A 26974-nucleotide genomic window follows, 5' to 3' on the forward strand; every position below is an offset into this window, starting at 1 on the left:
GAACGCGAACACCCATCGGCTCAGGGGGAATCGATGCGCGAACTCCAGGCCGGTGATCCGACTCGGATCGGGCCCTACTCGATCCACGGCCGGCTCGGCGCCGGCGGCATGGGTCGCGTATACCTCGGCCGATCGCCCGGTGGGCGGCCCGTCGCGGTCAAGGTGATCCACGCCGAACCGGCCCAGGATCCCGACTTCCGGGCCGGGTTCCGGCGCGAGATCGAGGTCGCGCGGCGCGTACAGGGCTTCTTCACGGCGCCGGTCCTGGATGCGGACGCCGAGGCCGACGAGCCGTGGTTGTCCACCGCCTACATACCCGGGCCGTCCCTGCACGCGGCCGTGGCGGCGCAGGGCCCGCTGCCCACCGAGGCCGTCCGAGTGCCGGCCGGCGGCCTTGCCGAGGCGCTGGCCGCGCTGCACGCCGCCGGGGTCGTGCACCGCGATCTGAAGCCCTCCAACGTGCTGTTGGCCGAGGACGGCCCGCGCGTGATCGACTTCGGGATCTCGCGGATCGGTGAGCAGACTGCACTGACCCGCACTGGGAGCACCGTGGGTTCCCCCGGCTACCTCGCGCCCGAACAGGCCCTCGACGCGGAAGTGGGTTCCGCCGGCGACGTGTTCGCCCTGGGCGGGGTGCCGGCCTACGCCTCGACCGGCAGACCACCGTTCGGCGGCGGTCGGATGGAAGCCGTCGCCTATCGCGTCGTGCACGGCGAGCCGGACCTGGTCGGCGTTCCGCGCGAGTCGCGGGGCCTGGTCCAATCCTGCCTGGCCAAGGATCCTGCGAACCGCCCGCCGGCTACTCAGGTACTCACCTACCTTCAGACCCTCGGGGTCGACGCGCACACCGCCCCGGACAGTTGGCTCCCCGATGCCGTCACCACGATGCTCCCCGCGCGCCAGGCGTCCGTCGTCGCCTCACCCGCCGCCGTGCCGGCCACGCCCGCTCCCCCGCCCACGGCACCACCGTCGGCTCGGGCGCCTGCCTCCCCGACCATCGACGATTCGCCGCTGTCGTCGACCTTCCCGCAACCCGCGCAACCGATCAGGTTCCACGAAACGCCGCTTTTGCCCCCACAGTTGCCCGGCCATCCGTCGATGGTCGAGGCGCCGGCCCCGGCAATGCTCTCCTTCGAGTCCCGCAGACGAGGTCGGGCAGGCCCGGTCGCCGCAGCCGTGGTGGCCTGCCGGCCAGCCGTCGGCACTGCGGTGGCCGTACCGAAACTGATCCACGACGATTCCCCGACCGCCCGAAGCACCGACTCGTCGATCCCGTGTACTGCCCTGGGCGAGACCGCCGCGCCCGGTGCGACCACCTCCGACGGCCCCAAGACCACCACATCGGTCGCGTCCACGACACCGGGGTCACAAGCCCCGGCGGTGCCGCCGAGCACGGCCGGCGAAACCCGGCACAGCCTGCAGGGCATCACGTTCGCCGTGCCGGCCGGCTGGATGATCGAGCCGGACGCAGAGCGCCCCAATGTCGTGTGTGTGTTGCCGCCCGCCGCGCTCCTGGGTCGCCCGAACGACGGGTGCGCGGTGGACGGCGTGGAGATCCGTCTGCCCGATCCGCCCGGTGACGAATGGGGACGGGCGTTGAATCTCGAATCCGGCTGCGGTTGGGTCTGGCAGGGTGACCCCTGGTGCCGTGGCACCGTCCCCCGCGGCAGCGCACTGACCACGTCCTCGACGATCGTCGAACGTGGTCTGCGCCTGGTCGGGACCAAGACCGCCGACTACCGGCGCTGGTCGGCCGGTTGCGACAACGGCACGTCCTACCACCCTCGGGTGTGGTGGCTGCCGGTTAGGAAGCTCTCCATCGAGACCTTCGCGATGCCACCGAGTCTGGACGCGACGATCGATCGGATCGCCGCGTCCTTCGACTTCTCGGGCTATTCCGGGGCCCAGGGATGAGCCGAGGTCACGACAGCGGTCACGACTTCTCCCAAATCTGGAAGGCCCGTACCGTGAACGGCACATCGGGCACGAAGACTCCGTCACCCGGATATGTGCCGAAGTCACCCTCGGTGGCGCATTCCCTGCTCTGATACATCGTCACGTAGCGATCCATGCGGTTCGCGAAGGACCGTGCGTCGACCCCGTCGGGCAGCGACACACACTGCTCCACAGAGGCGTTGGTCAGTTCGAAGCTCACCACCGGCGCATCCGCGAAACCCGGTGTTGCCCAGAAGCACACCTGTCCGGGCGCACAGGCGGCTACAGCCGTCGCGCCCGCAGACGCACTCGGCGCTCCCATCGCGGTCAGCAGGCTCGTGGTCAGGGCCAGCGCGCAGACAATACGGCGACGCATGCGATTCATCGGAGATTCCCCGTTCGTCGAATCCGTGCCCCGGTTCCGACGTGCCTCCACAGTCCCTCATCCATGAGGCAGAACGCATTCGAACAGGCGTGAATTACCTCGAAAGAGTGCACTATCCGCCGACTTCACCCACCGGGAATCAGGGTGCGAAACGTTTCTTCGATGTAGACACCCGCTCACCCGGAGGCCGTCATGGCCGTATCCGCCGTATCTGTCGCATCCACCGTATCCGTCTCGCGTCGCCGTCTCGTCCGCACCATGTTCGGCGTCGCCGCCGCTGTCGCCATCACCGCGACAACCGTGTTGTCCGGCACGGCGCAGGCCGCCGGCGCCACGTACCTCACCGGCATCGGCGCCGAGCAACAGGCGACCTACGATCGTGTGGTCCTCACCTTCTCCGCCGGCCTCCCCGGGTATGCGAGTTCCGCCATCAGCGGCCTCGAGCAGTGTGCGAGCGGCAAACCGATCCGCTTTCCGAACAGCGCCGCATACATCGAGTTGGACATCGCAAGCGCCGCACACGACGACCGGGGCAACCCCACGTACCCCGGCCCACGCCAAGTGGCGACCAACCTGCACTCGCTCACCGGCTACGCCGTCACCTGCGACTTCGAGGGCAAACTCAAGGTCGGCGTCGGCTACAAGAGCAACGTGCGCCATGTGGTCACATCCGTCCCGACCGACCCGAGCCGCATCGTCATCGACCTCCGGCACTGACCGGTCCACACCGAGATTGCCCCAAGCGCCGATCATCGATCCGCACTCGACGATCCGTCGCCCGAAATCGCCCGGTTTCGAGGCCCGCCCCCCAACAGCTCCGCGGCCTCCCGATCGGGATGCGCCCGAATTCACCTCCAGAATTCACGTCCATCCGACTACGACCGAGCAACGCCAACCGTGCCCGAACGGATCCGATCGGTTCGACGCGTTCAGATCCCGCCGTGGTGCCGATGAAAGGTCTCCGCCTCTGCCCCGTCGCCCTCGTCGCCGACCGTCGTACGCACCGCGTCCGACAGGCCGCGCGCCCGCATGCGGCGCGGGCCGGCCGCGACCGTCGGATCGCTGTTCAGGTCCTTCAACAGGGCGACGCACAGTGCGATCATCACCAGCACGAACGGCAATGCCACCAAAATGGTGGCCTGTTGCAGCGACTGGAGGCCACCGGCGACCAACAACACCGCGGCGACCGCACCGATCAGCGCGCCCCAGCCCACCACCAGCCAGCGCGCGGGCTTGAGCGAGCCTCGGCTGGTCAGCGAACCGAGCACCAGCGAGGCCGAGTCGGCTCCGGTGACGAAGTAGAGCGCGACCAGGATCATCGCCACGGTCGCGGTGACGGCGTACAGCGGCAGCGCGTCGAGCATCGCGAACAGGCCGGACTCCGGCCCCTCGGCAACCTTGCCCACCAGATCCGCCGCGCCGGTCTGTTGCAGGCGCAGCGCGGTCCCACCCATCACCGCGAACCAGATCGTGCTCGCCCCGCTGGGCACGAGCAACACGCCGATCACGAACTGACGAACCGTGCGTCCCCGTGAGATGCGTGCGATGAACGTGCCCACGAATGGGGCCCAGGACAGCCACCACGCCCAGTAGAAGATGGTCCACGAGCCCATCCAGGCGTCGCCGCCGAAGGTTCCGGTGCGGGTCGCCATGGTGAGCAGGTCGTTGAGGTAGCTGCCGACCGACGCGGGCAGCACCCCTAGTACGTACACGGTCGGGCCCACCAGGAACACGAACAGCATCAGCACCAGGGCGAGCAGCACGTTGGCGGTACTGAGCCACTTGACCCCACGATGGATCCCACTGAACGCGGACACCACGAATGCGGCCGTGAGCGCGATGATGATCACCACGTGCAGGGTCGAGGTGTCCTCGATGTCGGCGGTGAGATCGAGGCCCTTGGCCACCTGCAGGGCGCCCAGTCCGAGGCTCGTGGCCGAGCCGAACACGGTTGCGAAGATGGCGAGCAGGTCGATCGCCCGACCGGCCGCGCCGTCCGCGTGTCGGCCCAGGAGCGGAACGAACGCGGCGCTGACCCGGTTGCCGCGACCACGCCGAAAGGTCGCGTACGCGAGGGCGAGGCCGGCGATCGCGTAGATCGCCCACGGGTGCAACGTCCAGTGGAACAGCGTCCACTCGAGCGCGGCGCCGGCCGCGCCCGGGGTCTCCGGGACCGCGCCTGAAGCCGGTGGTGGGGTGGTGAAGTGCTGGATGGGTTCGGCGACGGCGTAGAACATCAGCCCGATGCCCATCCCCGCACTGAACATCATCGCGACCCACGCGCCGGTGCCGAACTCCGGTTCGTCGTCGTCCTTGCCCAGGCGGATCCGGCCGTACCTCGACAGGGCGATGAACACCGCGAGCACCAGGAAGAGGTCGGCGGCGACGACGAACAGCCAGCCGAAGTTGCGGATCGTCCAGTCGAGGCCGGTGGACGCCGCGGTGTCGAGCGAGCCCTTGGCGAAGACGCCCCAGAGCACCACGGCGAGCACGGCGGCGAATCCGATGCCCGCGACGACCGGGTCGACGCGGGGCGCAGCGGCGGCATCCCGGCTCGATCCGCTCACTGAGTCGTCCTTTTCATCCGCTTATACGCCACACGACATCGTGCGGCCTCACGGACCGGGAAGAGCGGAACGCGCCGGACCGAACCCCGGTGTCACCCCTTTGTCGCAGCCACCCCGGCGGCGCCCACCGCCAACCGGTACAACACCACGATCTGGCGGACCTGCTTTGTCGGGGTCCCGTATCCAGTCACCGCACCACAGGAGGTAGACGACCCACCCACGCTGTTCCAGACGAGCCGGTCGCAACCCTCTCCCGCTCGCGAGCGGACGCCTCCGCGAGGTACGCCGGACTGCGATCGGTCTCGATCGCGACCGCCATCCGCCTCGCCCGGGCATCGGTCGCCGGCGCGCGACCACAAGTGCCGACTGTGCGTCATGGCTGGTCCTCCCCGAGGGAGACTCTCCCCCGACGCCCGACCGGACCACAGCGGGCAGCCCTCGACACCGAAGTCCCCCCGGAGCCCACCGCAGTCCGGTCGGCGCCCACGAGACCGGGCAGCCAACACCGAACGGAGCCCGCTCGCCGGCGCGACCGAATCCCTCGCTCTCCTCCCGTCAGGCCCGGCCGCCGACCCGCCGGCGAGACCTTCCTCGCCTCACTCGCGGTACAGCCGGGCCACCACCTCCTCGATCGCCGGCTCCCGCACGGACACGTCCCGCAGCCCCCCGTCGCGCGCGATCCGTGCGATCAACTCCCCTGCGGGAACCCCGTCCAGCGCGAAGATCACCCGCCTGCCCTCGGCCTCGACCGCCTCGACCGCGACCCCCGGCATCCGCACGTCCAACGTGCGCGCCTCATCCAGGTCGACCACCACCCGCCGGCGCGACCCGTAACGTGCGTGCAGGGCGTCCAGCGTCCCGTCGTGCACGACGCGCCCGCGGTCGATCACGATCAACCGCCGGCACAGGTGCTCGATGTCGGCGAGGTCGTGCGTCGTGAGCACGGTCGTGACGTCCCCGCGCTCCCCGAGCTCGGCCAGAAACGCCCGCAGGGACTGCTTGCTGACCACGTCCAGTCCGATCGTCGGCTCGTCCAGGAACAGCACGTCGGGACCGTGCAGGAGCGCGGCGGTGATCTCGCCGCGCATCCGCTGTCCCAGCGAGAGTTGGCGCACCGGCGTGTCCATGAACTCGTCGAGTTCGAGCATCGCCCGACACCGCTTCAGCCGGGCCTCGTGTTCGGCGCGCGGCACCGTGTACACGAAGCCCAGCAGCCGGAACGACTCGCGCAGCGGCAGGTCCCACCACAGTTGCGAGCGCTGGCCGAAGACCACCCCGATCCGGCCCGCGAGTCGGCGTCGACGGGGCACCGGCTCCAGGCCGCACACCCGCACATGCCCGGACGTGGGGGTCAGGATCCCGGTCATCATCTTGAGCGTGGTCGACTTGCCGGCACCGTTCGGTCCGATGTAGCCGACCATCTCACCACGCGCGATGCTCAACGCCACGCCGTCCACCGCGGCCACCGTCCGGGACTCCCGGCGGACCCGGCCGACCTTGCGCTTGACGGTGAACTCCTTGCGCAGGTCCCGCACTTCGATCATCGTTTCCGTTCCGATCATCGTTTCGGTCCCGGTGTCGATCACGATCCCGTACTCCTGTAGTGCCGAATCCCCGTCCGCCACACCACCAGCGCGATCACCCACGCAAACGCCGCAGCGGCCGGGGAAAGCCATGCGAGCCAGTCCGGCCCGCCGAGCGGATCCGCATGCCCCGTCAGGAACAGCGCGGGGTGATAGCCGACCAAGGCGAGGCCGACCCCGTAACCGAACACCCGGCGCAGCAGCCCCGGATAGATCGTTGCCGGGTAGCGGGCGAACTCCTTGCCGCCGTAGGTGAACGCGTTCGCGATCTCACCGGACTCGACGAACCAGAATGCGACGCACGCCCCCAGTACGAACACCGCCGCGAACAGTGCGCAGCCGGCGAGCGGGGTCAGCACCAGCATCAGTACGCGGCCCGGCGTCCAGTGCGGGTCCGCGTACACGAGTACGACCGCGAGCAGCACCGACGACTGCGCGGCGCGGCCGATCCGGCGCAACGCGAAGTCGGTGGCGAGCAGTTGCGGCAGCACCCGCAGAGGGCGGACCAGGATGGTGTCGAGCATGCCCTTGCGCACGTACAGCGACAGTCGTTCGATGTTGCCCACAAGCAGGTCCGCGAGATCGAAGGCGAACACCGCGAGCGCGGACATCACCAGCACCTCGCGCAGGCCGAACCCGCCGACCGTCGGCGAGACCCGGAACACCACCAGTACGACCGCGGCCTCGACCAGCGTGCTGAGCGCGCACGAGGCGACATCGACGCAAAACGACATCCGGTATTGGGTCTGGCTGCGGATCTGGGCTCGCACCAGGCGCGCGTACGTCCCGCCCGCCCTCACCTCAGCCACCCTGGATCACCAGCTTGTCGGTCGCGGCCCGCTGCACGCGCAGCACGAGGGGTACCAGGATCGCGACCCACAGAAACTGGAGTACGACGCTGCCGACCTGCTGGGTGGAGCCGGGTCGTTCGACCACGACATCGAGCGGAATCTGGAACAGTCCGGGGAACGGCGTACCGAACCACAGCACCGCCTGGGCCCAGTCGGGCAGGAAGCGCAGCGGGAAGAAGGTCCCGGCGAACACACCGGAGGCGAGCAGCCACACCGCGCCCAGACCGCGCGCGTCCAGGAGCCAGAACGCGCCGAGATTGACCAGGTAGCGCAGCGCGAAACTGAGCACCGTGCCCAGGACCAGCGAGAGCGCGAACAGGGGCACGGTGTGCGGTCGGTGCGGGATGTACACCGTGAACATCAGCCCGCCGGCGACGACGGGGACCACCATCCGGGCGAGCACCGCGTAGGCGGCTCGGCCCAGATCGGCGGCCAGGAATGCCTCGAACGGGTCGATGGGGCGCAGCAGGTCGGCAGTCACGTCGCCGCTGCGGATCCGGTCGGCGAGCTCGTTCCAGGTCCAGACGTGCACGACGCTGAGGATGCCCTGGCCGACCCAGACGTAGGTGGCGAGCTGCGCGCTGTCGTAGCCGCCGGGCCTGCGGCCGTCGGTGGAGAGGGCGCGCAGTAACGAGTAGATCATCACACCGAAGACGATGTTGGTGAACAGTCCGGCGAGGGCCGCCTGGCGGTAGGTGGACCAGCGGCGAAAGCCCGCGCCGAACAGCGCGCCGAAGCGGTACAGCCGGGCCCGCAGGTCCGGTGGGCGGTCGACACGAAGCGGGCGCGCGGAAGCGGACGACATGGTGAAATCCCTTTCCCCGGGCGGCGTGCGGCGTCGGCGGGGCCGAACGGACACGCGACTCCGGGCATACCGAAGTGACCTCGGTCGGAGGTGTGGGGATGCTCACTCTTGGTTTCGTTGCGCCGAGCCTGATGCGTGACGAACGCCGGCCTCGGCCCGCAACACCCCGGGCAAGGCGAGCAAGAGTAGCGGACGAGCGCGGACGTTTCACCCTGGTTTTACTGACCCGTATGAGTGGGCACCCGATTTTTTCGCCGCAAAGGATGAACCGATCAACCCACTCGTGTGACGATCGTGCGCATGGTGCAGCAGTTGGGCAAGGGACAGAACACGCCGGTGACCGCGACGAAGGTACGCGCGGTCTTCGTCTGGCGACCGGGGCCGGGTACGCCCGGCCTCGACGCGTCGGCGTTGTTGTTGGGCACGTCGGGTCGGGTGTCGGGGGACGCCGACTTCGTGTTCTACAACCAGCCGACGCATCCTTCCGGCGCGGTCCGCCATGTCGGCAAGGAGCAGGGGACGTGGTCGCGGGACGCGCTGGAGATCGATCTGGGCTCGATCCCGGCGAGCGTGGATCGGGTGGTGCTGGCGGCGTCCGCGCACAGCGGCACCTTCGCGGGCATCGGTGACCTGCACCTGTTGGTCAGCGACCCGGGGGCGGAGGTGGACCTGGTCCGATTCGACATCGCGGACGCGACCGTGGAGACCGCGATGCTCGCCGGTGAGTTGTACCGCCGGGGCGGGGCGTGGAAGTTCCGCGCCATCGGGCAGGGCTATTCGACCGGGCTCGAAGGGCTCGCGACCGACTTCGGCATCTCGGTGACGGCCCCGCCCCCGCCTCCGCAGGCGCCCGCGCCCGCGCCGCAGCCCTCGCCGGCGCCCGCGCCTCGGCTCAACGTGCGCAAGCCCGAATCGGCACCGCCGCAGCGGCCGGCGCCGGTGACCGCGAGTGGGTCGCCCGTGCGGCTGAGCAAGGTGACGTTGACCAAGGCCGCGCCGCTGGTCTCGCTCAGCAAGGAGGGCATCACCGGCAGCCGAATGCGGGTGAACCTCAACTGGGTCCAGGCCGCCCCCGGGCGCGGCATGCTCAAGCGCCTGATGGGGCCGACGGACTTGGACCTGTGCTGCCTGTGGGAGCTGAACGACGGCAGCAAGGGCATCGTGCAGGCACTCGGCAACATGTTCGGTTCGGCCGACACGCCGCCGTACGTGTTCCTGGACGGCGACGACCGCACCGGCGCGAACACCGCCGGCGAGAACTTGTTCATCAACCTCGACCACAAGAGCAACTTCAAGCGGCTGCTGATCTTCGCATTCATCTACAAGGGTGTGACGTTCGACGACGCGCAGGCGGTGGTGACGTTGACGCCGGCGACCGGTCCCGAGTTGGAGATCCGACTCGACGAGACCGGCGGCGCGGCGCGTTCGTGCGCGGTTGCCCTCGTGGAGAACAGAGGCGGTGAGCTGACGATCCAGCGCGAGGTGCGTTATATCAAGGGCAACCAGCAGAAGGTCGACGAGGCGTACGGCTGGGGTCTGCGCTGGCGAGCGGGCACCAAGGACTGACCGCTGAGCCACGCGAGCACGGCGCGGGCGCGGAGGCGGCACGTCCATCACCGTCGAAGCGCCTGCGGTCGCGGACACGACGGGTGGTCACGTGTGCGGTCGGGCGCGAGTGTGACACGGTCGCGAGCGCGAGCGCAGGTGCTGACGGGGGTACGACGGGCGGATCCGCCGATGCGCCTGCGGTCGAAGGGCAACCGGAAGCGGTCGCGGACGCCGGTACGACACCGTGGCGAGTGCGACCGCGAGTGCGGACGCAGGCGCGACACGTTCGTCAATCCGGATACGGTCGCGGGCGCTGATGTGGGCGTCGTCGCCGGCGCAGGCGCGATCACGGGCGCAGCCCGCGTGCAGGCACGAATGGGGGCTGCGGGCGCCTCCGCGACGCCCGGCCCCGCAGCGTCGCGAGGCTCGGGCGGAGGGGTGCTGTGGCTTACGCGTCGTCGGGGTGTGTGCCTTCCGGGCGTACCCCGATTCCTGGTAGGTCGACGTATCCGCCGGAGGTCCACGCGCGGGTGCGTAGTCGGCGTGCCCCGTCGATGCCCCAGTAGGCGAATGCCTCCAGGATCGACTCGGCCGCCGCGGCAGCGTGTTCGGCGCCGGGGCGTAGCCAGATCTGTCGCCCGTTGCCCGGCACGTTGCCCAGTTCGAGCCGGTCCTGCCCGACCCGGATCTCGGCCGTATGCGCGGGTTCGGCAACGTCGCCCAGCACGAGCAGTACCGGCTCCACCCAGCCCACCAGCGGCATGTCCACCACGAGCGAGGACAGTACGCGAGGCAGCGCGTCGCGGAAGTCGGTCCAGTCGCGCGGGTCCGGGCCGAACGGCAGGAACAGCTCGGCCAGGCTCATGTCGGGCCGGCTCACGCACCAGATGTAGGGCAACTCGGCCAGTGAGCCCGCGCGTTCGAAGCCGCGCCGCTCGAAAGCCTCACCCGCGCGGGTGGGGAACAGCTCCATCACCAGTGCCTCGTCGGCCTCGTCGCGGGACAACCGCAGGGTGATCCGGCGCGATCGCCAGCGCAACCACGCCGCCGGGCCGCCTCGCCAGGGCGCCGGCCCCAGCGTCGCGGTCAGCGCCGCGCCGAGGCGGGTGTGCGCGGCGTCCAGCTCCCGCCCCCGATCGCGCACATATGGCACCGCGCCCCAGGCGCCGCCGGCACCGCCGTAGGCGTACTGGCCCGGCAGCGACGGGCCCTGGAGGCCGGGTGTCGGCGGTGGTGGGTCCACCCGGACCGGCAGTGGAGCGGTGAAACGAACGCACGGGGCGCCCTCGGCACGTTCGCCGGGGTCGCCCCGGCACACCAGGCCGGGAATGCCGGTTTCGATCGCCACGTGCCCGTCCTCGGCCCGGCGCGTTTCCCAGCCGAGCCGCCCCGCGGTCTCCTGGAGGGCCTCGACGGACCAGTCCCCCCACTCGGCGCCTCGGGCGGCGAGCAGGGTTCGAGCGAGTGTGTCGGCGGCAGGCATCACGGAGACGGCCATGCTCGACATGGTCACAGGACACGGGCCGATCGGACCAGACCCTTTGCCGATCCGCACCCGAAAAGATCGTCCCCGAACCCGCGCCGGCATGCGGTTCCGCCGCACCCCGAACCGGCCTCCGGTCCGGTCGCCGGTGCCCGCTCCCCGCGCCGGCGACCGCAGCCGAGCGCTCGCCATCGGTCGCCCGCACCCGCGACCGCGCTCGCCGGCGACCGGTCACAACAAGCTGGTCTCCGGATACTTGCCGCTCGGCGTGACGATCGTCCCGGCGTTGCCCCGCAGGATCTCGGCGGCCTGGTCCAGCGCACCGATCGCGGCCATGTCGCCGGTCATCTCGACGAAGCGGCAGATCGCGTCGACCTTGGGCCCCATCGACCCGGCCGGGAAGTCGCCGGCGCGCAGTTGCATGGGGGTGGCGTTGGTGATCTCCTGCGCGTCGGGCTGCCCGAATCCGCGTACCACTCGCGGCACATCCGTGAGCAGCAACAGCACGTCCGCGTCCAACGCCTCGGCCAGGAGCGCCGCGGTGAGATCCTTGTCCACCACGGCCTCGACGCCGGTGAGCTGGCCGAGTTCGTTGCGTACCACCGGGACACCGCCGCCGCCCGCGCACACCGCGACCGCGCCGGAGGCGAGCAGCTGGCGGATCAGCCTGGTCTCCACCACACGTGCGGGCTTGGGCGAGGGCACCACCCGGCGCCACCACTTGCCGTCCGGTTTGACGATCCAGCCGCGCTCGCCGGCGAGTCGTTTGGCCTCGTCCTCCTCGTAGACCGGTCCGACGAACTTGGTCGGGTCCCGGAACGCGGGGTCGGCGGTGGACACGAGGGTCTGGTTGATCAGCGAACACACCTGCCGGCCGGGCAGCGCGTTCTGGAGCGACTGCAGCAGCCAGTAGCCGATCATGCCCTGCGTCATCGCGCCGAGCACGTCGAACGGGTAGGGCTGGCTGAGCGATTGATCGGCGGCGGACTGCAGCGCGAGGACGCCGACCTGGGGGCCGTTGCCATGGGTCACCACGAGCTCGTGTTCTCTGGCCAACGGGGCCAGCGACTTGACCGCCTTCTGGATGTTGTGCAGTTGGATGTCGGCGTCGGGCTTGTCCCCGCGCTGGAGCATCGCGTTTCCGCCTAGGGCGACGACGACGCGCATGGTGGGTCCCTTCGGTCCGGGCGGCGATCGCGAGCGGACGGTGACCGTTCGCGGCCTCGCGGTGATGCCGGAGATATCCGGCAAAGCCTCATGAATGGGATGTTCCGTCACCCCGGGCGGCCCGGGTACCGGTGCTCCGGTCCCCGGGCCGCGCCGATCCGTGTCGTTCCTGGTCGTAGCCAGTGATTCCTGGCTGTTCCTGGTCGTTTCCGGTCGTTCTACCGGCCGACTAGCCGCCGAGCGTGGCGACCATGATCGCCTTGATCGTGTGCAGGCGGTTCTCGGCCTCGTCGAAGACGATCGAGAAGTCCGACTCGAACACCTCGTCGGTGACCTCGAGCGCCTCCATGCCGGTCTTCTCGAAGATGTCCTGGCCGACCTTGGTGTTGCGGTCGTGGAAGGCCGGCAGACAGTGCATGAACTTGACCCTGGGGTTGCCGGTCGCCTTCACCACGTCCATGTTCACCTGATACGCCTTGAGTTGCGCGATCCGGGAGTCCCAGACCTCCTTGGGCTCGCCCATGGACACCCACACGTCGGTGTAGAGGAAGTCGACGCCCTCGACACCCTCGGCGACATCGGTGGTGTGGGTGATCGTGGCGCCGGTGCCGACCGCGATCTCCTTGGCCTTGTCCACGATCTCCGGGTGGTTCCACAGTTCCCGGGGCGCAACCATGCGCACGTCCATGCCCAGCATCGCGGCGGTGATCAGCAGCGAGTTGCCCATGTTGTTGCGCGCGTCGCCGAGGTAGGCGAAGGAGACCTGGTGCAGGGGCTTGTCCGAGTGCTCGCGCATGGTGAGCATGTCCGCGAGCATCTGCGTGGGGTGCCACTCGTCGGTCAGGCCGTTCCATACCGGCACGCCCGCGTACTTGCCGAGCTCCTCGACGTACTCCTGCTTGCTGCCGCGATACTGGATGCCGTCGTACATCCGTCCGAGCACGCGCGCGGTGTCCTTCATCGACTCCTTGTGGCCGATCTGCGAGCCGCCCGGGTCGAGGTAGGTCACGCCGGCGCCCTGGTCGTACGCGGCGACCTCGAACGCACAGCGGGTGCGGGTGGAGGTCTTCTCGAAGATCAGCGCGATGTTCTTGCCGACGAGGCGCTTTTGCTCGATGCCCGCGTACTTCGCGGCCTTCAGGTCCGCGGCGAGGTCGAGCAGGTGGTTGAACTCCTTGGGGGTGAAGTCCAGTTCCTTGAGGAAGTTGCGGTGACGCAGATTGAAGGCCATGGCTCCAGGGTTCCTTCGGGCGGGATCGAATGTCTGGCGGGCGTCGAACAAGGGGCGCTCGACGGCTCGCAGGATGGTCGTACGAATCGGCAAACCGCCAGGTTAGACGGCCTCGCGCTCGACCGGACAGCTCATGCAGCGCGGTCCGCCGCGACCGCGGCCCAGTTCGCTGCCGCGGATGGTGACCACCTCGATGCCGTTCTTGCGCAGGTAGGTGTTCGTGGTGACGTTGCGTTCGTAGGCGAAGACCACGCCGGGCTCGACCGCAAGCACATTGCAGCCGTCGTCCCACTGCTCGCGCTCGGCCGAGCGCACGTCCTGGGTCGCGGTCAACACCCGGATGTCGGACAGGTCCAGCGCGCTCGCGATCGCCTTGTGCATGTCGTGCGCGGGATGGTCGGTGACCTTGAGCTCCTTCTCGTGCTCGCCCGGCTCGATCGTGTACGAGGGCAGCATGCCCATGCCCGCGTACTTGGTGAACGTCTCCCCGTCGAGCATCGTCATCACCGTGTCCAGGTGCATGAACGCGCGTTTCTTCGGCATGTTCAGCGCGACCACCTTGGTCGCCGAGCCGTGCTTGAACAGCGCGCGGGCGAGCGCCTCGACGCCCTGTGGGGTGGTCCGCTCGCTCATCCCGACCAGCACCGCGCCGTTGCCGATGACCAGGACGTCGCCGCCCTCCATGGTCGCGGGGAAGCTGCTCTGCCCCGGGTTCCAGACGTTGAAGTCGCCCTTGGCGAAGTTCGGGTGGTGGTTGTAGATCGCCTCGAAGTGCACCGTCTCGCGCCGGCGCGCGGGCATCATCATCGCGTTCACCGCGACGCCGTCGTAGACCCAGCACGAGGTGTCCCGGGTGAAGATGTGGTTGGGCAGCGGCTTGAGCACGAAGTCGTCCACGTCCATGGTGTGGAACGCGACGCTGTGCGGCTCCTGCATGTACTCCATCACCTCCCGCTTGGTGATCCCGCCGACCAGGTAGCGCACCAGTTCGTTGACGTCGAAGCCCTCGAACAGGCCGCGCAGTTCGTCCACCGCGAGCAGTCCGAACTCGCGTTCGTCGAAGACCCGGTCCAGGACCATCTTCTTCGCGGCGGGCTCGCCCGCGAGCGTCTCGCGCAGCAGGTCGGTGAACAGGTGGACGCGGATCCCCCGGTCGCGCAGCGCGTCCGCGAAGCCGTCGTGTTCCTCGCGGGCCCGCTTGACCCACAGCACGTCGTCGAACAGGAGTTCGTCCTTGTTCGTCGGGGTCAGCCGCTTCATCTCCAGATCCGGGCGGTGCAGGATCACCTGCTTGAGGCGACCGGTCTCCGACTCGACGTGGAACCCCATGGAATGGTCCTCCTGACCGTTGCGAACTGCGTGGTGCCTTCCGGCCATCGGGACCGGACCTGCGTGGCGTACGTGCGGATGGTGTTTCCGGTTCGGTGGGGTACGACGCGCGCCCGAGGCGCGCGCCGGGGCTACTTGCGCATATCGATCGTCACGTCCTCGACCTCGACGCGGCCGGCCTCTCGGGCACCGGGGCCGTACTCGCCGCGAGAGGCCTTGACCCAGATGTAGACCGGGATGCCGAGCAGCAGCATGATCAGGCTCTTGAGCACCGCATCCGAGCCCGCGCCGTAGACCATCCACAGGGTGAACAGGAAGCCGACGATCGCGATCACGAGATCCTTGGCCAGCGCCGCGCGACTGACCGGGCGCTCGCGGGTGACCAGCCAGAACAGTTGCGCGGATGCGGAGAACAGGTACGGGATCACCGTGGTGACGGTGGCCAGCAGCAGGATCGTCTCGAAGGCGTCCTCGGACCACAGGTAGTTCACCGCCACCACGACCGAGGTCAGCACGGCGGCGACCAGGATGCCGAACGCCGGCACGCCCGCCCTGCTCACCGCGGCGAACTGCCGGGGGAACATGCCGTCCTTGGCCGCCGCGTAGGGCATCTCCGCGCACAACATGGTCCAGCCGTTGAGCGCGCCGATGCCGGAGACGATCGCCATCGCCGCCATGATGCCGCCCCACATGCTGCCGCCGAACATGTTGTTCAGCGCGTCGGAGAACGGGGCGGACGAGTCCACGAGTTGGCCGTGCGGGACGTTGCCCATCACCGCGACGGTGCTCAGCATGTACACGGCGGCGCAGGCGAGGGTGCCGTAGATCGAGGCTCGGCCGATGTTGCGTTCGGGGTCCTTGACCTTCTCGGCGGCGACCGAGGCGGCCTCGATGCCGGAGTAGGCGAACACCACCAGCGCCGCAGAGACCTGCAACGCGCCCAGGAAGCTCTTGCCGCTCGCGTTGAACTCGCCGAAGTTGCCGCTCTTGACGAAGAACAGGCCGACGATGGCGACGAACATCAGGGGCACGAACTTGAGCACTGTGGTGACGACCTGGAACAGGCCCATGTTCTTGACGCCGGACAGGTTGATCAGGGCCGGAATCCACAGGCCGACCAAGGCGATCGCGATCTTGCCCGGGGTGGAGTCCCAGTGCAGGAAGTAGTTCACGTAGCCGACCCAGGCCACCGCGATGCCGGCGTTGCCGACCCAGGCGGTGATCCAGAACGACCAGGCGTTCAGGAAGCCGGGGAACTCGCCGAACGCCTCGCGGGCGTAGGCGTAGGGACCACCGGCCGCAGGAATGCGCGCGCCCAGTTTGCCGAAGATCGCCGCGATCGCCAGGGCGCCGACGGTGACCAGGCCGAAGGCGAGGATGCTGATCGTGCCGTACTTGGCGAGGGTGGCCGGCAGCAGGAAGATTCCGGTGCCGACGACGCCGCCGATCACCAGAGCGGTCGCCTGCGGGAGGCCGAGGGAGCCTCGCGCCTTCGCCTGCGCGGGGTCGCCTGCGGGTGCGGTCGCAGGTGCGTCGAGTGCGGGTGCGGGCGCGTCGGGTGCGGGCGCAACCGTCGGTGCCCTGGGGTCCGCCGCGTGACTCATCGCTCTCCTCCGTGTGTCGAGGCGACCCGGCGCCGAGTGCTCGGAACCGCTTTTCACCACACCCGCATCGTGCACCCGGGACCGCGGGCGAACCCCCGGCACAGGTCACCACCTGCGGCGACGCTAGGACCCATCGGCGAAGGACCTTCGACCCGCTCCGATCGGCAGATGGCACTGAAGCGACATACCCGAAACTTTCCGGCAATCACGCATACAGGGGCGGCATCCGGGTCACCACGGATGCCGCCCCTGCTACGAACAGGTGACGCGGTTTCAGAGCCTGGGGTCCACCGGCTCGGATTCGAGCGCGAGCACGGCGAAGACCGCCTCGTGCACGCGCCACAGCGCCTCGCCGGCCGCGAGTCTGGCGAGCGCCTCGGCGCCGAGGGCGTGCTCGCGCAGCGCCATCGACCGCTTGTGGCCCAGACCGCGATCACGCAAGCGCTCCAGGTTCACCGGTTCGGTGTAGTCGGCGCCGTAGATGATCCGCAGGTACTCCGGACCGCGGCACTTCACGCCGGGCTGCACGCGCCGGTTGACCACCCGATCGGCCTCGCCCGCGAGCGGCTTGACCACCATGCCCTCACCGCCGGCCGAGGTCAGCGCGGTCCACCAATCGACGCCCGCCGCGATCTGCGCCTCGTCGGTGACGTCGACGATCAACCGGCCGGTCGGCGCGAGCAGCCCCGAGAGGTCGGCCGCCACCAGCCGGTCGGCGAGCGCGAGATGCCACTCGTGGTCGCGGTCCAGGTAGGACCCGCCGCGCCCGGCGAGCACCTGGAAGGGCGCGAAGCGCAACCCCGTCAGGCCGTCGGTGTCCCAGCAGTAGCGACCGTACGCGTCGACGAACGCGCGGGCGTTGGCCCGACGCCCCTCGATCCGGCCCGCCAGTTCCGCGACGTCGACACCGCGTTCGAGCGCACGCGCCAGTGCCGCGCCGGCGACCGGGAGCGCGGCGGTCGCAGCCGCGCCCACCGACGCGTACTGCTGCCGCAGCAACTCCTGCGCCTTCGCCGACCAGGGCATCAGCTCGGCGTCGAACAGCAGCCAGTCGGTGTCCAGTTCCGCCCACAGGCCCGCCGCGTCGATCGCGCCGCGCAGCCGGTCGAGGAAGCCGTCGGTGGTGGCCCGGTCGGGGAAGAAGCCGCGCCCCGTGCGGGTCCATACCGCGCCGGCGCCCATGCCCTCGTCCACGCCGAACGCCTCCCGCGCGGCGGCCTCGTCCCGGCACACCAGCGCGACCGCGCGCGAACCCATGTGCTTCTCCTCGCAGATCACCCGGGTGACGCCGTCCGCGCGAAACTGCGCGAACGCCTCGGCCGGATGCTCGAGCAGGCCGGGCAGCGTGCTGGTCGCGCACGGCGCCATCGTCGGCGGCAGGTAGACCAGCCAACGCGGGTCGATGGCGAACCGACTCATCACCTCGAGCGCCGCCGCCGCGTTCTCCTGACGCACCGTCACCATGCCCGCGCCCGCCGTCTCGACATGCCGGCGACCGACCCCGCCGGGGGCCAGGTCGAGCACGTCACCGAGGTCGAGGGCGCGCCCGTCGCGACCGCCCGGAGCGGTCGAGGCCAGCGGTCGCACCGGTTCGTACCAGACCTGCTCGGCCGCCACCGCCACCAGTTCGCGCTCCGGCCAGCGCAGCGCGGTCAGCTCGCCGCCGAACACCGCACCGGTGTCCAGGCAGATCGTGTTGTTCACCCATACGGCACGCGGCGTGGGCGTATGGCCGTACACCACCGTCGCCTTGCCCCGGTACTCGTCGGCCCACGGGTAGCGCACCGGCAGGCCATACTCGTCGGTCTCGCCGGTGGTGTCGCCATACAGCGCGAAGCTGCGCACCCGCCCGGACATCCGGCCGTGGTACTTCTCCGGCAGGCCCGCGTGGCACACCACCAACCGACCCTCGTCGAGCAGGTAGTGGCTGACCAGCGACTCGCAGAAGTCGACCACCTCGGCGCGGAATTCCTCGCTCTCCGCGGCCAGTTGTTCGAGCGACTCGGCCAGCCCGTGGGTGGTCTTGACCTGGCGGCCCTTGAGCGCGCGCACCAGTTTGTTCTCGTGGTTGCCCGGTACGCACAGCGCGTGTCCGGCACCGACCATGCCCATCACCAGGCGCAGCACGCCCGGGGTGTCGGGCCCGCGGTCGACCAGGTCGCCGACGAACACGGCGGTGCGGCCCTCGGAGTGTGCGGCGTCGACCGCCCGCCCGGCGTCGTCGCGGGCGATCTCGTAGCCGAGTTCGACCAGCAGCGACTCCAACTCGGCCCGGCAGCCGTGGATGTCGCCGATCACGTCGAAGGGCCCGGTCAGGTGTCGCAGGTCGTTGTATCGGCGCTCGAACGCGATCTCCGCCCTGGCGACCTCCTCCGCGCCGGAGAGCACGTGCACCTTGCGGAAGCCCTCGCGCTGGAGACCGCGCAGCGACCGGCGCAGGTCCCGGTGCTGGCGCTGGATCACCTGCGGGGGCAGGTGCATGCGATCCGGGCGTTCGGCGTTGCGCGCCTGCGACTCCGCCGGGGGTATGTCCAGCACGATCGCGACCGGGAACACATCGTGGTCGCGGGCAACCTTGACCAGTTGCGCACGGGCCTCGCGCTGCACGTTGGTGGCGTCCACCACGGTCAGCCGACCGGACGCCAGCCGCATGCGGGCGACGTGGTGGAGCAGTTCGAACGCATCGCTGGAGGCCGACTGGTCGTTCTCGTCGTCGGCGACCAGGCCGCGGAAGTAGTCGGAGGACAGCACCTGCGTGGACTTGAAGTGGTCCCGGGCAAAGGTGGACTTGCCCGCGCCGGTGGTGCCGATCAGGACCACCAGACACAGGTCGGGCATGGTCAATGCGCGGCGGGCGCTCGCGTCGTGGGTCATGCCGTTGCTCCGGTGCCTTCGTCGTTCACGGTGGGTGTGTCGGTGGTCGCGGGGATGTCGCCGGCGCCGGCGCCGGTCTCGGTACGGGTGAACACGACCATCTGGGTCGAGGGGCCGACCTCAGGGTCGACCTCGCCGACCGGTTCGAAACGAGTCGCGTAGCCGTAGGTGGCCGCCGCGTGCTCGGCCCAGGCCCGAAACGTGGCGCGGTCCCACTCGAAGCGATGGTCGCCGTGCCGCATGGCGCCGGCCGCGAGGCCTTCGCCGCCGGGCTCGTCGGGCGCGTAGCGGATGTTGTACTCGACGTTGGGCGTGGTGACCACGACGGTGCCGGGACGGGCCGCGCCCAGCACCGCGTACTCGAGGGCGGGCAGGCGCGGTTCATCCAGATGCTCGATCACCTCGCACAGCACGGCGGCGTCGTAGCCGACGAGCCGCTTGTCGGTGTAGGTGAGCGCGCCCTGGATCAGTCGCACCCGGTCCCGCTGCCGCTCCGACATCCGGGCGAGCTTGAGCTTGCGCTCGGCGATGGTGAGTGCGCGGGTGGACACGTCGACGCCGACGATCTCCCGAAAGCGCGGCTCCCGAAGCAGTGCGCCGATCAACTTGCCGTCCCCACAACCCAGATCCAGCACACGCTCGGCCCCGGCCGCGCGTAGAGCCGCCAAAATCGCATCCCGCCGCTGCCGAGCCAACGAGAGGGGCCGCTCATCACCGGCATCGTCCACAGCCGGTTCACCGCTCGCAGGGGTGAGCACGCCTGCAGGCACGGTCGCGAGCATCTCGGTCGCAGGCACCACGCCCTCGACTCCAACCCCGGCGCCCTCAGACGCGACGCCTCCGGTCGCAGGCAGCGCAACCTCACCCACGGGCCCAACACCTCCGGTCGCGGAGCCGGTCGCAAGCGCAGTCGCCAAGGCCTCGGTCGCAGGCGCAGCCGCCTCGCCCGCGAGCGCAGCCGCTGGCACAGCGGCATCGGTCGCAGACGCAAGCGCTTCGGTCGCCGGCGCAGACCCGGTGCCCTCGGGCGCAGGCGCCGAGTCCCCGGTCGCAGGCGCATCCCGCTCGCCCGCAGGCGCGGCATCCCCGGTCGCGACCGTCTCGGTCGCGACCTCCGCCGCGTCGTCCTCAAGGTCGTCCGGGATCGCGTTGTCGAGGTGTTCCGGCGCGGTTTCGTCGATCTCGGCGAGGCGCTCGATCGCGGTGCGGGTAAGGGTGTGCCGACGCGAGAGGTAGCGTCCGGCGATCAGGTCCCGGTCCGGGTGCGCGGCCAGCCAGCCCTCGCCGGCGCGAAGCAGCTTGTCCACCTCGTCGGGCGCGACCCAGTAGTGCTTCGCGTTGTCCAGCACCGGGAGCAGCACGTACAGCTGCCGCAGCGCGTCCGCGAGCGGCATCGTGCCTGCCAGCGTCAGCCGCACGTACCGCGAGTCGCCCCACTGCGGGAAGTTCGGGTCCAGCGGAACGCTCTCGACCCCCACCCGCCACCCCAGCGGCTCGAACAGCCGTCGGACCATCTCCTCGCCACCGCGTGCGGACAGCGCGGGCACCTCGATCTCCAGCGGCAGCGCCGTCGCGGGCAGTTCGGGACGCGCGTCGCAGCGCCCCTGCATCGCGGTGCGGAAGACCGTGCCGAGGGCGACCGCGAGCAACGACGAGGCGGCGTACGGCCGGTCGTTGACGTACTGCGCGAGCGCGAGATCGGGCGAGCCCTTGGTGCCCTTGCCCCGCTTGACCCCGCGCGTGAGCGCGATCGGGTCGACGTCGAGTAGCAACGCCGCTGTACAGCGCGTGTCGTCGGCCTCGGGGTAGAAGACGTGTGCTTCGCCGTAGGTCGTGGAGAACCGCTGTGCCTTCCCGGGATGCTTGTGCAGCAGGAAGCCGAGGTCGGTGGCGGGCTGATGAGTGGTTGCGATGGTCAGGAACACCGGACCGATTATGTGCCAATCGCGCACTCACCGACGATCGCTTTTAGCGGCCGATGCCCTCCCACACGCCACCCTCGACCTCACTCGACGACCACGTCGACGGACAGCTCCACGACCGCACCGCAGGACTCCCCTCCGGCCGCGTCCGCCACCTCACGCGGGCAGTGCTGTCGCAGGGTGCCCAGGTCGATCGCCAGGTCCCGGTCGGCCGCCGCGCGCACCAGGGCGGCGAACGCCGGGTGTACGGCGGTGCCGTCGTCGGGAGCGTCGTCGGTGATCGGCTGTTCGGTGACCAGCTCACGACCGGCCTCGCGCACGCCTGCGATCGTCCGCCGGCCCGGGACGGACCAGCCCTCCGGTACCGGTTCGGACAGCGGCAGGCACAGCGCGACCTCGGCGCCGGTGTCCGCGGCGGGCCGCCCCAGGTCCAGCCAGAACGGGCCGGTGGACGCGATCCCGGCCGCCTGCAGGCTCGCGTACAGATCGAACAACGCGCCCTCGATCGCCACATCGGCGCCCACCGCCGCCCCGTCGGGTCCTGCGACCGTCGGCTCCGCGTCCTCGGGTGTCGCAACGTACTCGACGATGCCGACCCACGCTTGCCCCCGCGTCGTCGTGCACAGCCGGACCGTGTAGTCGTGTTCCGCCCCGGCGAGCACCCGCTCCGCCGCCGCGGTCGCCCGGTCGTCACGTTCTCTTTCGGCCCGCACCGTCTCCCGATGCGCGCGCAGCGCCGCATGCGGGCAGCCGCCGTCGCGCAGCACGATGCGCACCTCGGCGAGCGGCACTCCGGCCGCACGCAGTGCGCGGACCAGTCCGGCCTGTTGAAGTTGGCCGATGTCATATCGGCGATAGCGCGTGGCCGGATCCACGTCCGCGGGCACCAGGACGCCCTGTTCGTCGTACCAGGGCAGTGCCTTGACGGTCAGGCCCGTGGCGCGCGCGAAATCTCCGATGCCGAGGAACATCCTCATCACCTCCGACCCACCACGGTGCCGCCTCCCGTGACGGGAGAGTCCACCGCCCCCGGGCCGGGGATCCGCTGCGGGGGGCGCGCCGCCACGATCGTCGCGATCGCGGCGGGCGCGCGGCCCGGGTGTCACCAGTCGTCGGGCTCGGTGACGGTCAGCAGGCGGACGAATCTCTCGTAGGACACCTGGCAGCTCTCCAGGCGCTCGTAGGTGCGGGCCGAAAGCGCGACGGGCGCGCTGGGTTCGAGAGCCACGCTCCAGAACCAGCCCGGCGCGCCGGTGGCCCGCCCGATGACGGGCACCAGGTCGACCACTCGGCGACGCAACCGGTCGAGCTCGATACGGCAGGCCCCCGCCGTGACATGGCCCCGAGCGGAGCGTGCGAGCACGCGTCCGTTCGGGGCGATGAGCCGCCACCGCACGTGCTGTTCGGCGTCCAGGTGGACGTCGTAGCGCGCGTGCCGTTCCGGCGTACCGTCCGGGGCCCGCGACTCATCCGAAGCGACCGGCGACATAGTCGGCCGTCCGAGGGTCGCGGGGGGCGCCGAAGATCGCGGTGGTGGGTCCGGCCTCGACGATGTGGCCGGGGGTGTTCTCCGCCGCGAGGAAGAACGCGCAGCTGTCGGATACGCGTTGGGCCTGCTGCATGTTGTGCGTGACGATCACGATGGTGATGTCGTCGCGCAGTTCGCCGATGGTGTCCTCGATCCGCCGGGTCGACGTCGGGTCGAGGGCCGAGCAGGGCTCGTCCATCAGCAGCACGTCGGGATCGACCGCAAGCGAACGGGCGATGCAGAGACGTTGCTGCTGCCCACCCGAGAGTGCCCCGCCAGGCTGCCTGAGTCGATTCCTCACCTCCATCCACAGGCCGGCCCGCACCAGCGAGGACTCCACGACGGTGTCCTTGTCCACGTTGCGCACGCCGGTCAGCTTGAGGCCGGCGATCACGTTGTCGTAGATGGACATCGCCGGGAAGGGGTTGGGCTTTTGGAAGACCATCCCCACTCGCCGTCGGGTCTCGATCGGCCGGCGGGCGGAGTCGTAGATGTCTTCGCCGTCGAGCAGGACCCGGCCCGCGAGCTGAGCACTGGGTACGAGCTCGTGCATCCGGTTGAGGATGCGCAGGAACGTGGACTTGCCGCAGCCGGACGGCCCGATCAGGGCCGTGACGGAGTTGGCCGCCATCACGAGGTCGACGCGTTCGAGCACCTTGTGGGTGCCGAACCAGGCGCTGACGGCCTCCGCGGTGAGCGTCGAGCCACGCCCGCCGGCGGATTGTGCCGGTAAAGGCTGAGTCTCGGCTGCGGGGGCGAAAGTCGTCGCACCGCTGTCCGGGCTGGTCACGTGCGGAGCCTCCGGGGTGTGGAGTGGGACGGGACGAGAACCGGCGTCAGAGCGTCGCCGGGAGTACGCGAGCGGCGGATTCGTACAGTGCCCACACGACGGCGAGCACGACGGGGGTGCCGAGCAGGAGCGTGACTCGGCGATCGGGATTGCGGCGCAGCGCCCACACCAGGACGACGAGCACGAGGGTGAACGCCTGCGCCCACAGCAGCAGTCGCACACCGGCGCCCGCGTAGCCGCCGGTGCCCTTCTCGTCCGCGCGTAGACCTTGCGGACGGCGGCCCTCCTGGGGCTTGGGCGGGCCCTGAAGGTCGGCGATGACGACCGTGCGACCGCCGGGGCGGATCCACGAGTCGGCGGTGATCAGCACGAGCCGGTTCTCCCGGCCGGGCGCGAGCACGTCGTCCTTGCCGTTGGAAACGTGCTTGCGCTCGACCACCTTGTAGGTGAACTCGCCCTGCTGGGTGGTCGCCTCGATGCGCTGGCCGACGCGCAGGTCGCCGAGATCCTGGAACGGGCCGCCGAAGGTGTACGAACGCCCCATGATCACGCTGTGCCCGCCCTGGCCGGGTAGGCCGCTGGTGCGCAGGTGGCCGGGGCCCTTGGCGAGCGAGTCCGCGGTGGTGCCCTCGACCACGACCTGACGCAGGCCGATCGCGGGGATCCGCAACATCGCCACCGGTTCGCCCTTGCCGATGTCGCCGCCGAGCGGGCCGACGTCGCGATAGAGCTCGTCGGAGAGCTTGTCGGCCAAAATGCTCTGGTCGCGGGCCTGTTGGATGTCGGAGACGACGTACAGGTAGCCGACGAAGCCCGCGATCAGCAGGGCGATCAAGGCAACCGCGGCGCCGGCGATCGTGTACGGGTCCGCGCTGCCCGTGCGGGAGGCGCCTGCGGTCGCCGGCGGTTTCGCGCCGACGCCGGCAGAGGTGCCCGCGGGTGCGCCCGCAGGCGCCGGCTCGGTCGGGGGTGCGGTCGCCGGCTCGGTCGCCGGCGCCTTGGAGACGGTGTCGGCGGTCATGCGGCGACTCCCTGGCGACCGATCAGGCGCAGGACGGCGGCGACCGGTGGCGGCCACCCGCCGGTGCGACGTTTGTGCCCGAGTGAGAGCAGTACCGGGCAGGCCACGAGCGCACCCGCGCTCACGAACATCAGGACGAGCAGCACGATCGCGGACGGGTCGCCGGCGAGCGCGTCCTTGAGCACCTTGGCGACCGGCGGGAACGGGCCCTTGTCGGTGGGCGGTCCGGCCGCGCCGACGGGCGCAGTGGAGGGTGTGGTCGACGGCGCCGCCGAGGGCGACGCACCGCCCGGGTCGGTCGCGGGCAGGGTGTCCGGGTTGCCGTTGTTGCCGGTGCTCGTACCCGCCGAGCCGCCGGCGTTGTTGTTGTTGCCCTGGTCGGCGGGCGGGGTGGTGGCGGGCGGTTGGCCCGTCCACTTGGGCGCGTCGGCGATCTTCTTTCGGGCTGCGGCGATCTGCGCCTTCTGCGCGTCGCTCAGCGGGACGTAGCCGGGCGGCAGCGCGCCGGGCTGGAAGTGGCCCGTCTGCACCTGACCGGCGGTCGCCGCGTAGTCGAGCAAACGATCGATCTTGGCGGCCTTGGCCGCGGTGAGCTTGTCGGTGGAGACCATCGCCACGTCGGTGACGGTGAGCGGGTAGGCGTTCTCCACGGTGCTGCGGTAGTCGTTGGTCAGCGTCACCCCGTCCGGCCCAAGCTTGGCGACGGCGAGGCCGGCGCGCACGCTCGCGGCGTCGGTCGGGTCGACGAACTTGCCTGCGGCGTTGCGGATCTTGGCCACGGGGGTGCCCATGCGGACGGCCGCCTCGGCGCCGGTGATGGCCATGACGTAGTGGTAGCCGAACTTGTCCTGGCCATCGTCCTTGGGCCCGGTTTCGCCCACGCTGCGGTTGGTCGGCACCGCGTTGCCGAGCCGGTTGACGATGTCCTCGTACACCGACTGCGGCACATTCGTATCGGAGAGCATCTCCAGCCGGTTGGTGTACACCGCCATCGGGTAGGTAGCCGCGCCGATGCGCCACTGCGGCGGGCACAGGACGCCGTTGGCGTCGGGTGTGCCGGAGAGCCAGGTGACTGTTTCCGGGTCGGACGCGAGCCACGCGGTGAGAGCCCAGATCGTGTCGTCCTGGACACCGCGCAGAATCGGGCTGCGCACGGCGGTCGGCCAGACGTGCGTTTCGTTGATGGCCTGGAACTCGGGGTCGCTGTAGAAGTCCAGGATCGCCCCCGGCCGGTGCTCGGCCGCCGAGTAGGCCCCGGTGATCAGTTTCGCGATCAACCGAGGGGTCAGATTCATCGACGTGATCGGCAGGTGTGTCTGCGCGTCGTCGATGTTGAAGGAGAAGGCCAACGCACCGTTGGTCAGCGGCGCGTACACGGTCTTGGTCTTGTCCCGGACACCCGGCATGGCCGTCGGACGGGCCTGGTCGAGCGCCCCGCCGATCGGCTGCTGGGTGACGCCGACGTCGACGGCGTCGCTGAGGAAGACCTCACGACCGCTGGGCCCGGAGCCGGCGCTGACCGTCATGTTCACCGGGTTCGTCCTGGCGCCGCACAGCCCGAACACCCACGAGGCACCGGCCTGGGTGAACTCTCCGGTGCCGTTGACCGACAGGTCCGGATGTTCCATACCGGGGCATGCGTCGGGCGTGGGGATGAACGACAGCGGCGTGACCGCAGCCTGTCCGGCGGCGAAGGCCAGGTCCATCTCGGTGTCCGTGGGCCCGTAGGACAGACCCAGATCGATTCCCTGCTTCGCGTGGAACGAGGAGACGGTGCTTCCCACCGCGGGCATCACGAACACCGCGATCGAGCACGCCTGCCGATCGGAGCAGCCCAGTTCGGGCAAGCGCAGTGCCGGTTTCACCTGGATCCACACTTGGCCGGATCCGTCGGGGCCGGTGGGCAGTCCGGTCTGCTTCGTGGCGGTTCCCGGCGGCGAGCCGTCGAGCTGCTTGACCTCGGTTCCGTTCTCCGTCCAACGCGGCGCCCAGCAGTCCCGGGCTTTGGGCGCGGTGCCCTTGCACTGCATCACAACGATGCTTTTGGTATCGGCGGCCAGGGTGAAGCCCGTCCACTTGACCAGAATGCGCTGGTTGACCAGGTTGGTGCTCTGCGACACCGTCACGGTCGGGCGGCCCGGCTCGGCCGCACCGGCGGTGCCTGCGACCACGCTCAGCCACCCGGCAAGCAATGCCACGCACAGCGCGATGACACCGGCGGCGGACAACGCGCGTCCCGACGCGGCGGTGGATCGTTCGGTGCCGCTCACGGCAACTCCCCCTCTGTCGCCCGCGTTCGGGATCGACTCCCGCCGCTGACGACCCCCGCTGATCCTCGCGCGGCGCGGGGG

Annotated in this window: 20 protein-coding genes; 3 read left to right on the forward strand and 17 right to left on the reverse strand. The window is 70.1% G+C overall.

The window, feature by feature from the left end:
- Positions 1-33: 33 nt before the first annotated feature.
- Entirely contained in the window at positions 34-1914 is a 1881-nt protein-coding gene (locus ABIA38_RS28400; protein WP_424641700.1) for a serine/threonine protein kinase, read from the forward strand.
- Positions 1915-1933: 19 nt separating this feature from the next.
- Here the strand turns inward: ABIA38_RS28400 and ABIA38_RS28405 are convergent, their stop codons facing one another.
- A complete protein-coding gene (locus ABIA38_RS28405; RefSeq protein ID WP_424641701.1) occupies positions 1934-2320 on the reverse strand; it encodes a peptidase inhibitor family I36 protein in 387 nt (128 codons plus the stop codon).
- A gap of 258 nt (positions 2321-2578) precedes the next feature.
- On the opposite strand from ABIA38_RS28405, the gene ABIA38_RS28410 reads away from it, so the two are divergent.
- Positions 2579-3037 carry an AMIN-like domain-containing (lipo)protein gene (locus tag ABIA38_RS28410; protein ID WP_424641702.1) on the forward strand — a complete coding sequence of 153 codons (459 nt, stop codon included), beginning with the start codon at positions 2579-2581 and terminating at the stop codon, positions 3035-3037.
- 212 nt (positions 3038-3249) lie between these two features.
- Here ABIA38_RS28410 and ABIA38_RS28415 read toward each other — a convergent pair whose 3' ends face one another.
- The 4 genes from ABIA38_RS28415 to ABIA38_RS28430 form a co-directional block, all read right to left on the reverse strand.
- Entirely contained in the window at positions 3250-4887 is a 1638-nt protein-coding gene (locus ABIA38_RS28415) for a BCCT family transporter (RefSeq protein ID WP_424641703.1), read from the reverse strand.
- A gap of 596 nt (positions 4888-5483) precedes the next feature.
- On the reverse strand, positions 5484-6431 hold the full coding sequence (locus ABIA38_RS28420) for an ABC transporter ATP-binding protein (RefSeq protein WP_424641813.1): 948 nt from the start codon (positions 6429-6431) through the stop codon (positions 5484-5486).
- 38 nt (positions 6432-6469) lie between these two features.
- Positions 6470-7279 carry an ABC transporter permease gene (locus ABIA38_RS28425; RefSeq protein WP_424641704.1) on the reverse strand — a complete coding sequence of 270 codons (810 nt, stop codon included), beginning with the start codon at positions 7277-7279 and terminating at the stop codon, positions 6470-6472.
- Complete coding sequence (locus tag ABIA38_RS28430; RefSeq protein ID WP_424641705.1) at positions 7272-8126, reverse strand: ABC transporter permease; 855 nt, start codon at positions 8124-8126, stop codon at positions 7272-7274. Before ABIA38_RS28430 ends, ABIA38_RS28425 begins: the two co-directional genes overlap by 8 nt.
- Before the next feature lie 300 nt (positions 8127-8426).
- Between ABIA38_RS28430 and ABIA38_RS28435 the strand changes: the two genes are divergently transcribed.
- A complete protein-coding gene (locus tag ABIA38_RS28435; protein WP_424641706.1) occupies positions 8427-9692 on the forward strand; it encodes a TerD family protein in 1266 nt (421 codons plus the stop codon).
- Positions 9693-10122: 430 nt separating this feature from the next.
- Here ABIA38_RS28435 and ABIA38_RS28440 read toward each other — a convergent pair whose 3' ends face one another.
- The 12 genes from ABIA38_RS28440 to ABIA38_RS28495 form a co-directional block, all read right to left on the reverse strand.
- The gene (locus tag ABIA38_RS28440) at positions 10123-11172 is read right to left on the reverse strand and encodes a hypothetical protein (RefSeq protein WP_424641707.1); all 1050 of its coding nucleotides are present in this window, start codon (positions 11170-11172) and stop codon (positions 10123-10125) included.
- A gap of 216 nt (positions 11173-11388) precedes the next feature.
- Complete coding sequence (gene arcC, locus ABIA38_RS28445) at positions 11389-12324, reverse strand: carbamate kinase (protein ID WP_424641708.1); 936 nt, start codon at positions 12322-12324, stop codon at positions 11389-11391.
- Between the two features lie 229 nt (positions 12325-12553).
- On the reverse strand, positions 12554-13555 hold the full coding sequence (argF, locus tag ABIA38_RS28450; protein WP_424641709.1) for an ornithine carbamoyltransferase: 1002 nt from the start codon (positions 13553-13555) through the stop codon (positions 12554-12556).
- Positions 13556-13657: 102 nt separating this feature from the next.
- A complete protein-coding gene (locus ABIA38_RS28455) occupies positions 13658-14884 on the reverse strand; it encodes an arginine deiminase (protein WP_424641710.1) in 1227 nt (408 codons plus the stop codon).
- 131 nt (positions 14885-15015) lie between these two features.
- Positions 15016-16488 carry an APC family permease gene (locus ABIA38_RS28460; RefSeq protein ID WP_424641711.1) on the reverse strand — a complete coding sequence of 491 codons (1473 nt, stop codon included), beginning with the start codon at positions 16486-16488 and terminating at the stop codon, positions 15016-15018.
- A 273-nt stretch (positions 16489-16761) separates the two neighbouring features.
- Positions 16762-19362: a polynucleotide kinase-phosphatase gene (locus tag ABIA38_RS28465; RefSeq protein ID WP_424641712.1), complete on the reverse strand. Its 2601-nt coding sequence runs from the start codon at positions 19360-19362 to the stop codon at positions 16762-16764.
- The gene (locus tag ABIA38_RS28470) at positions 19359-21287 is read right to left on the reverse strand and encodes a 3' terminal RNA ribose 2'-O-methyltransferase Hen1 (protein ID WP_424641713.1); all 1929 of its coding nucleotides are present in this window, start codon (positions 21285-21287) and stop codon (positions 19359-19361) included. The genes ABIA38_RS28465 and ABIA38_RS28470 overlap by 4 nt, the downstream gene beginning before the upstream one ends.
- Before the next feature lie 80 nt (positions 21288-21367).
- Positions 21368-22255 carry a MerR family transcriptional regulator gene (locus tag ABIA38_RS28475; protein ID WP_424641714.1) on the reverse strand — a complete coding sequence of 296 codons (888 nt, stop codon included), beginning with the start codon at positions 22253-22255 and terminating at the stop codon, positions 21368-21370.
- Between the two features lie 131 nt (positions 22256-22386).
- Positions 22387-22773: a hypothetical protein gene (locus tag ABIA38_RS28480; protein ID WP_355529452.1), complete on the reverse strand. Its 387-nt coding sequence runs from the start codon at positions 22771-22773 to the stop codon at positions 22387-22389.
- On the reverse strand, positions 22751-23467 hold the full coding sequence (locus ABIA38_RS28485) for a phosphate ABC transporter ATP-binding protein (RefSeq protein ID WP_424641814.1): 717 nt from the start codon (positions 23465-23467) through the stop codon (positions 22751-22753). Before ABIA38_RS28485 ends, ABIA38_RS28480 begins: the two co-directional genes overlap by 23 nt.
- Before the next feature lie 181 nt (positions 23468-23648).
- The gene (locus ABIA38_RS28490; RefSeq protein WP_424641715.1) at positions 23649-24623 is read right to left on the reverse strand and encodes a sortase; all 975 of its coding nucleotides are present in this window, start codon (positions 24621-24623) and stop codon (positions 23649-23651) included.
- A complete protein-coding gene (locus ABIA38_RS28495; protein ID WP_424641716.1) occupies positions 24620-26893 on the reverse strand; it encodes a hypothetical protein in 2274 nt (757 codons plus the stop codon). Before ABIA38_RS28495 ends, ABIA38_RS28490 begins: the two co-directional genes overlap by 4 nt.
- Between the last annotated feature and the right edge of the window lie 81 nt (positions 26894-26974).

It is taken from the genome of Embleya sp. AB8, from assembly GCF_049739465.1.
Classification (GTDB): Bacteria; Actinomycetota; Actinomycetes; order Streptomycetales; family Streptomycetaceae; genus Embleya.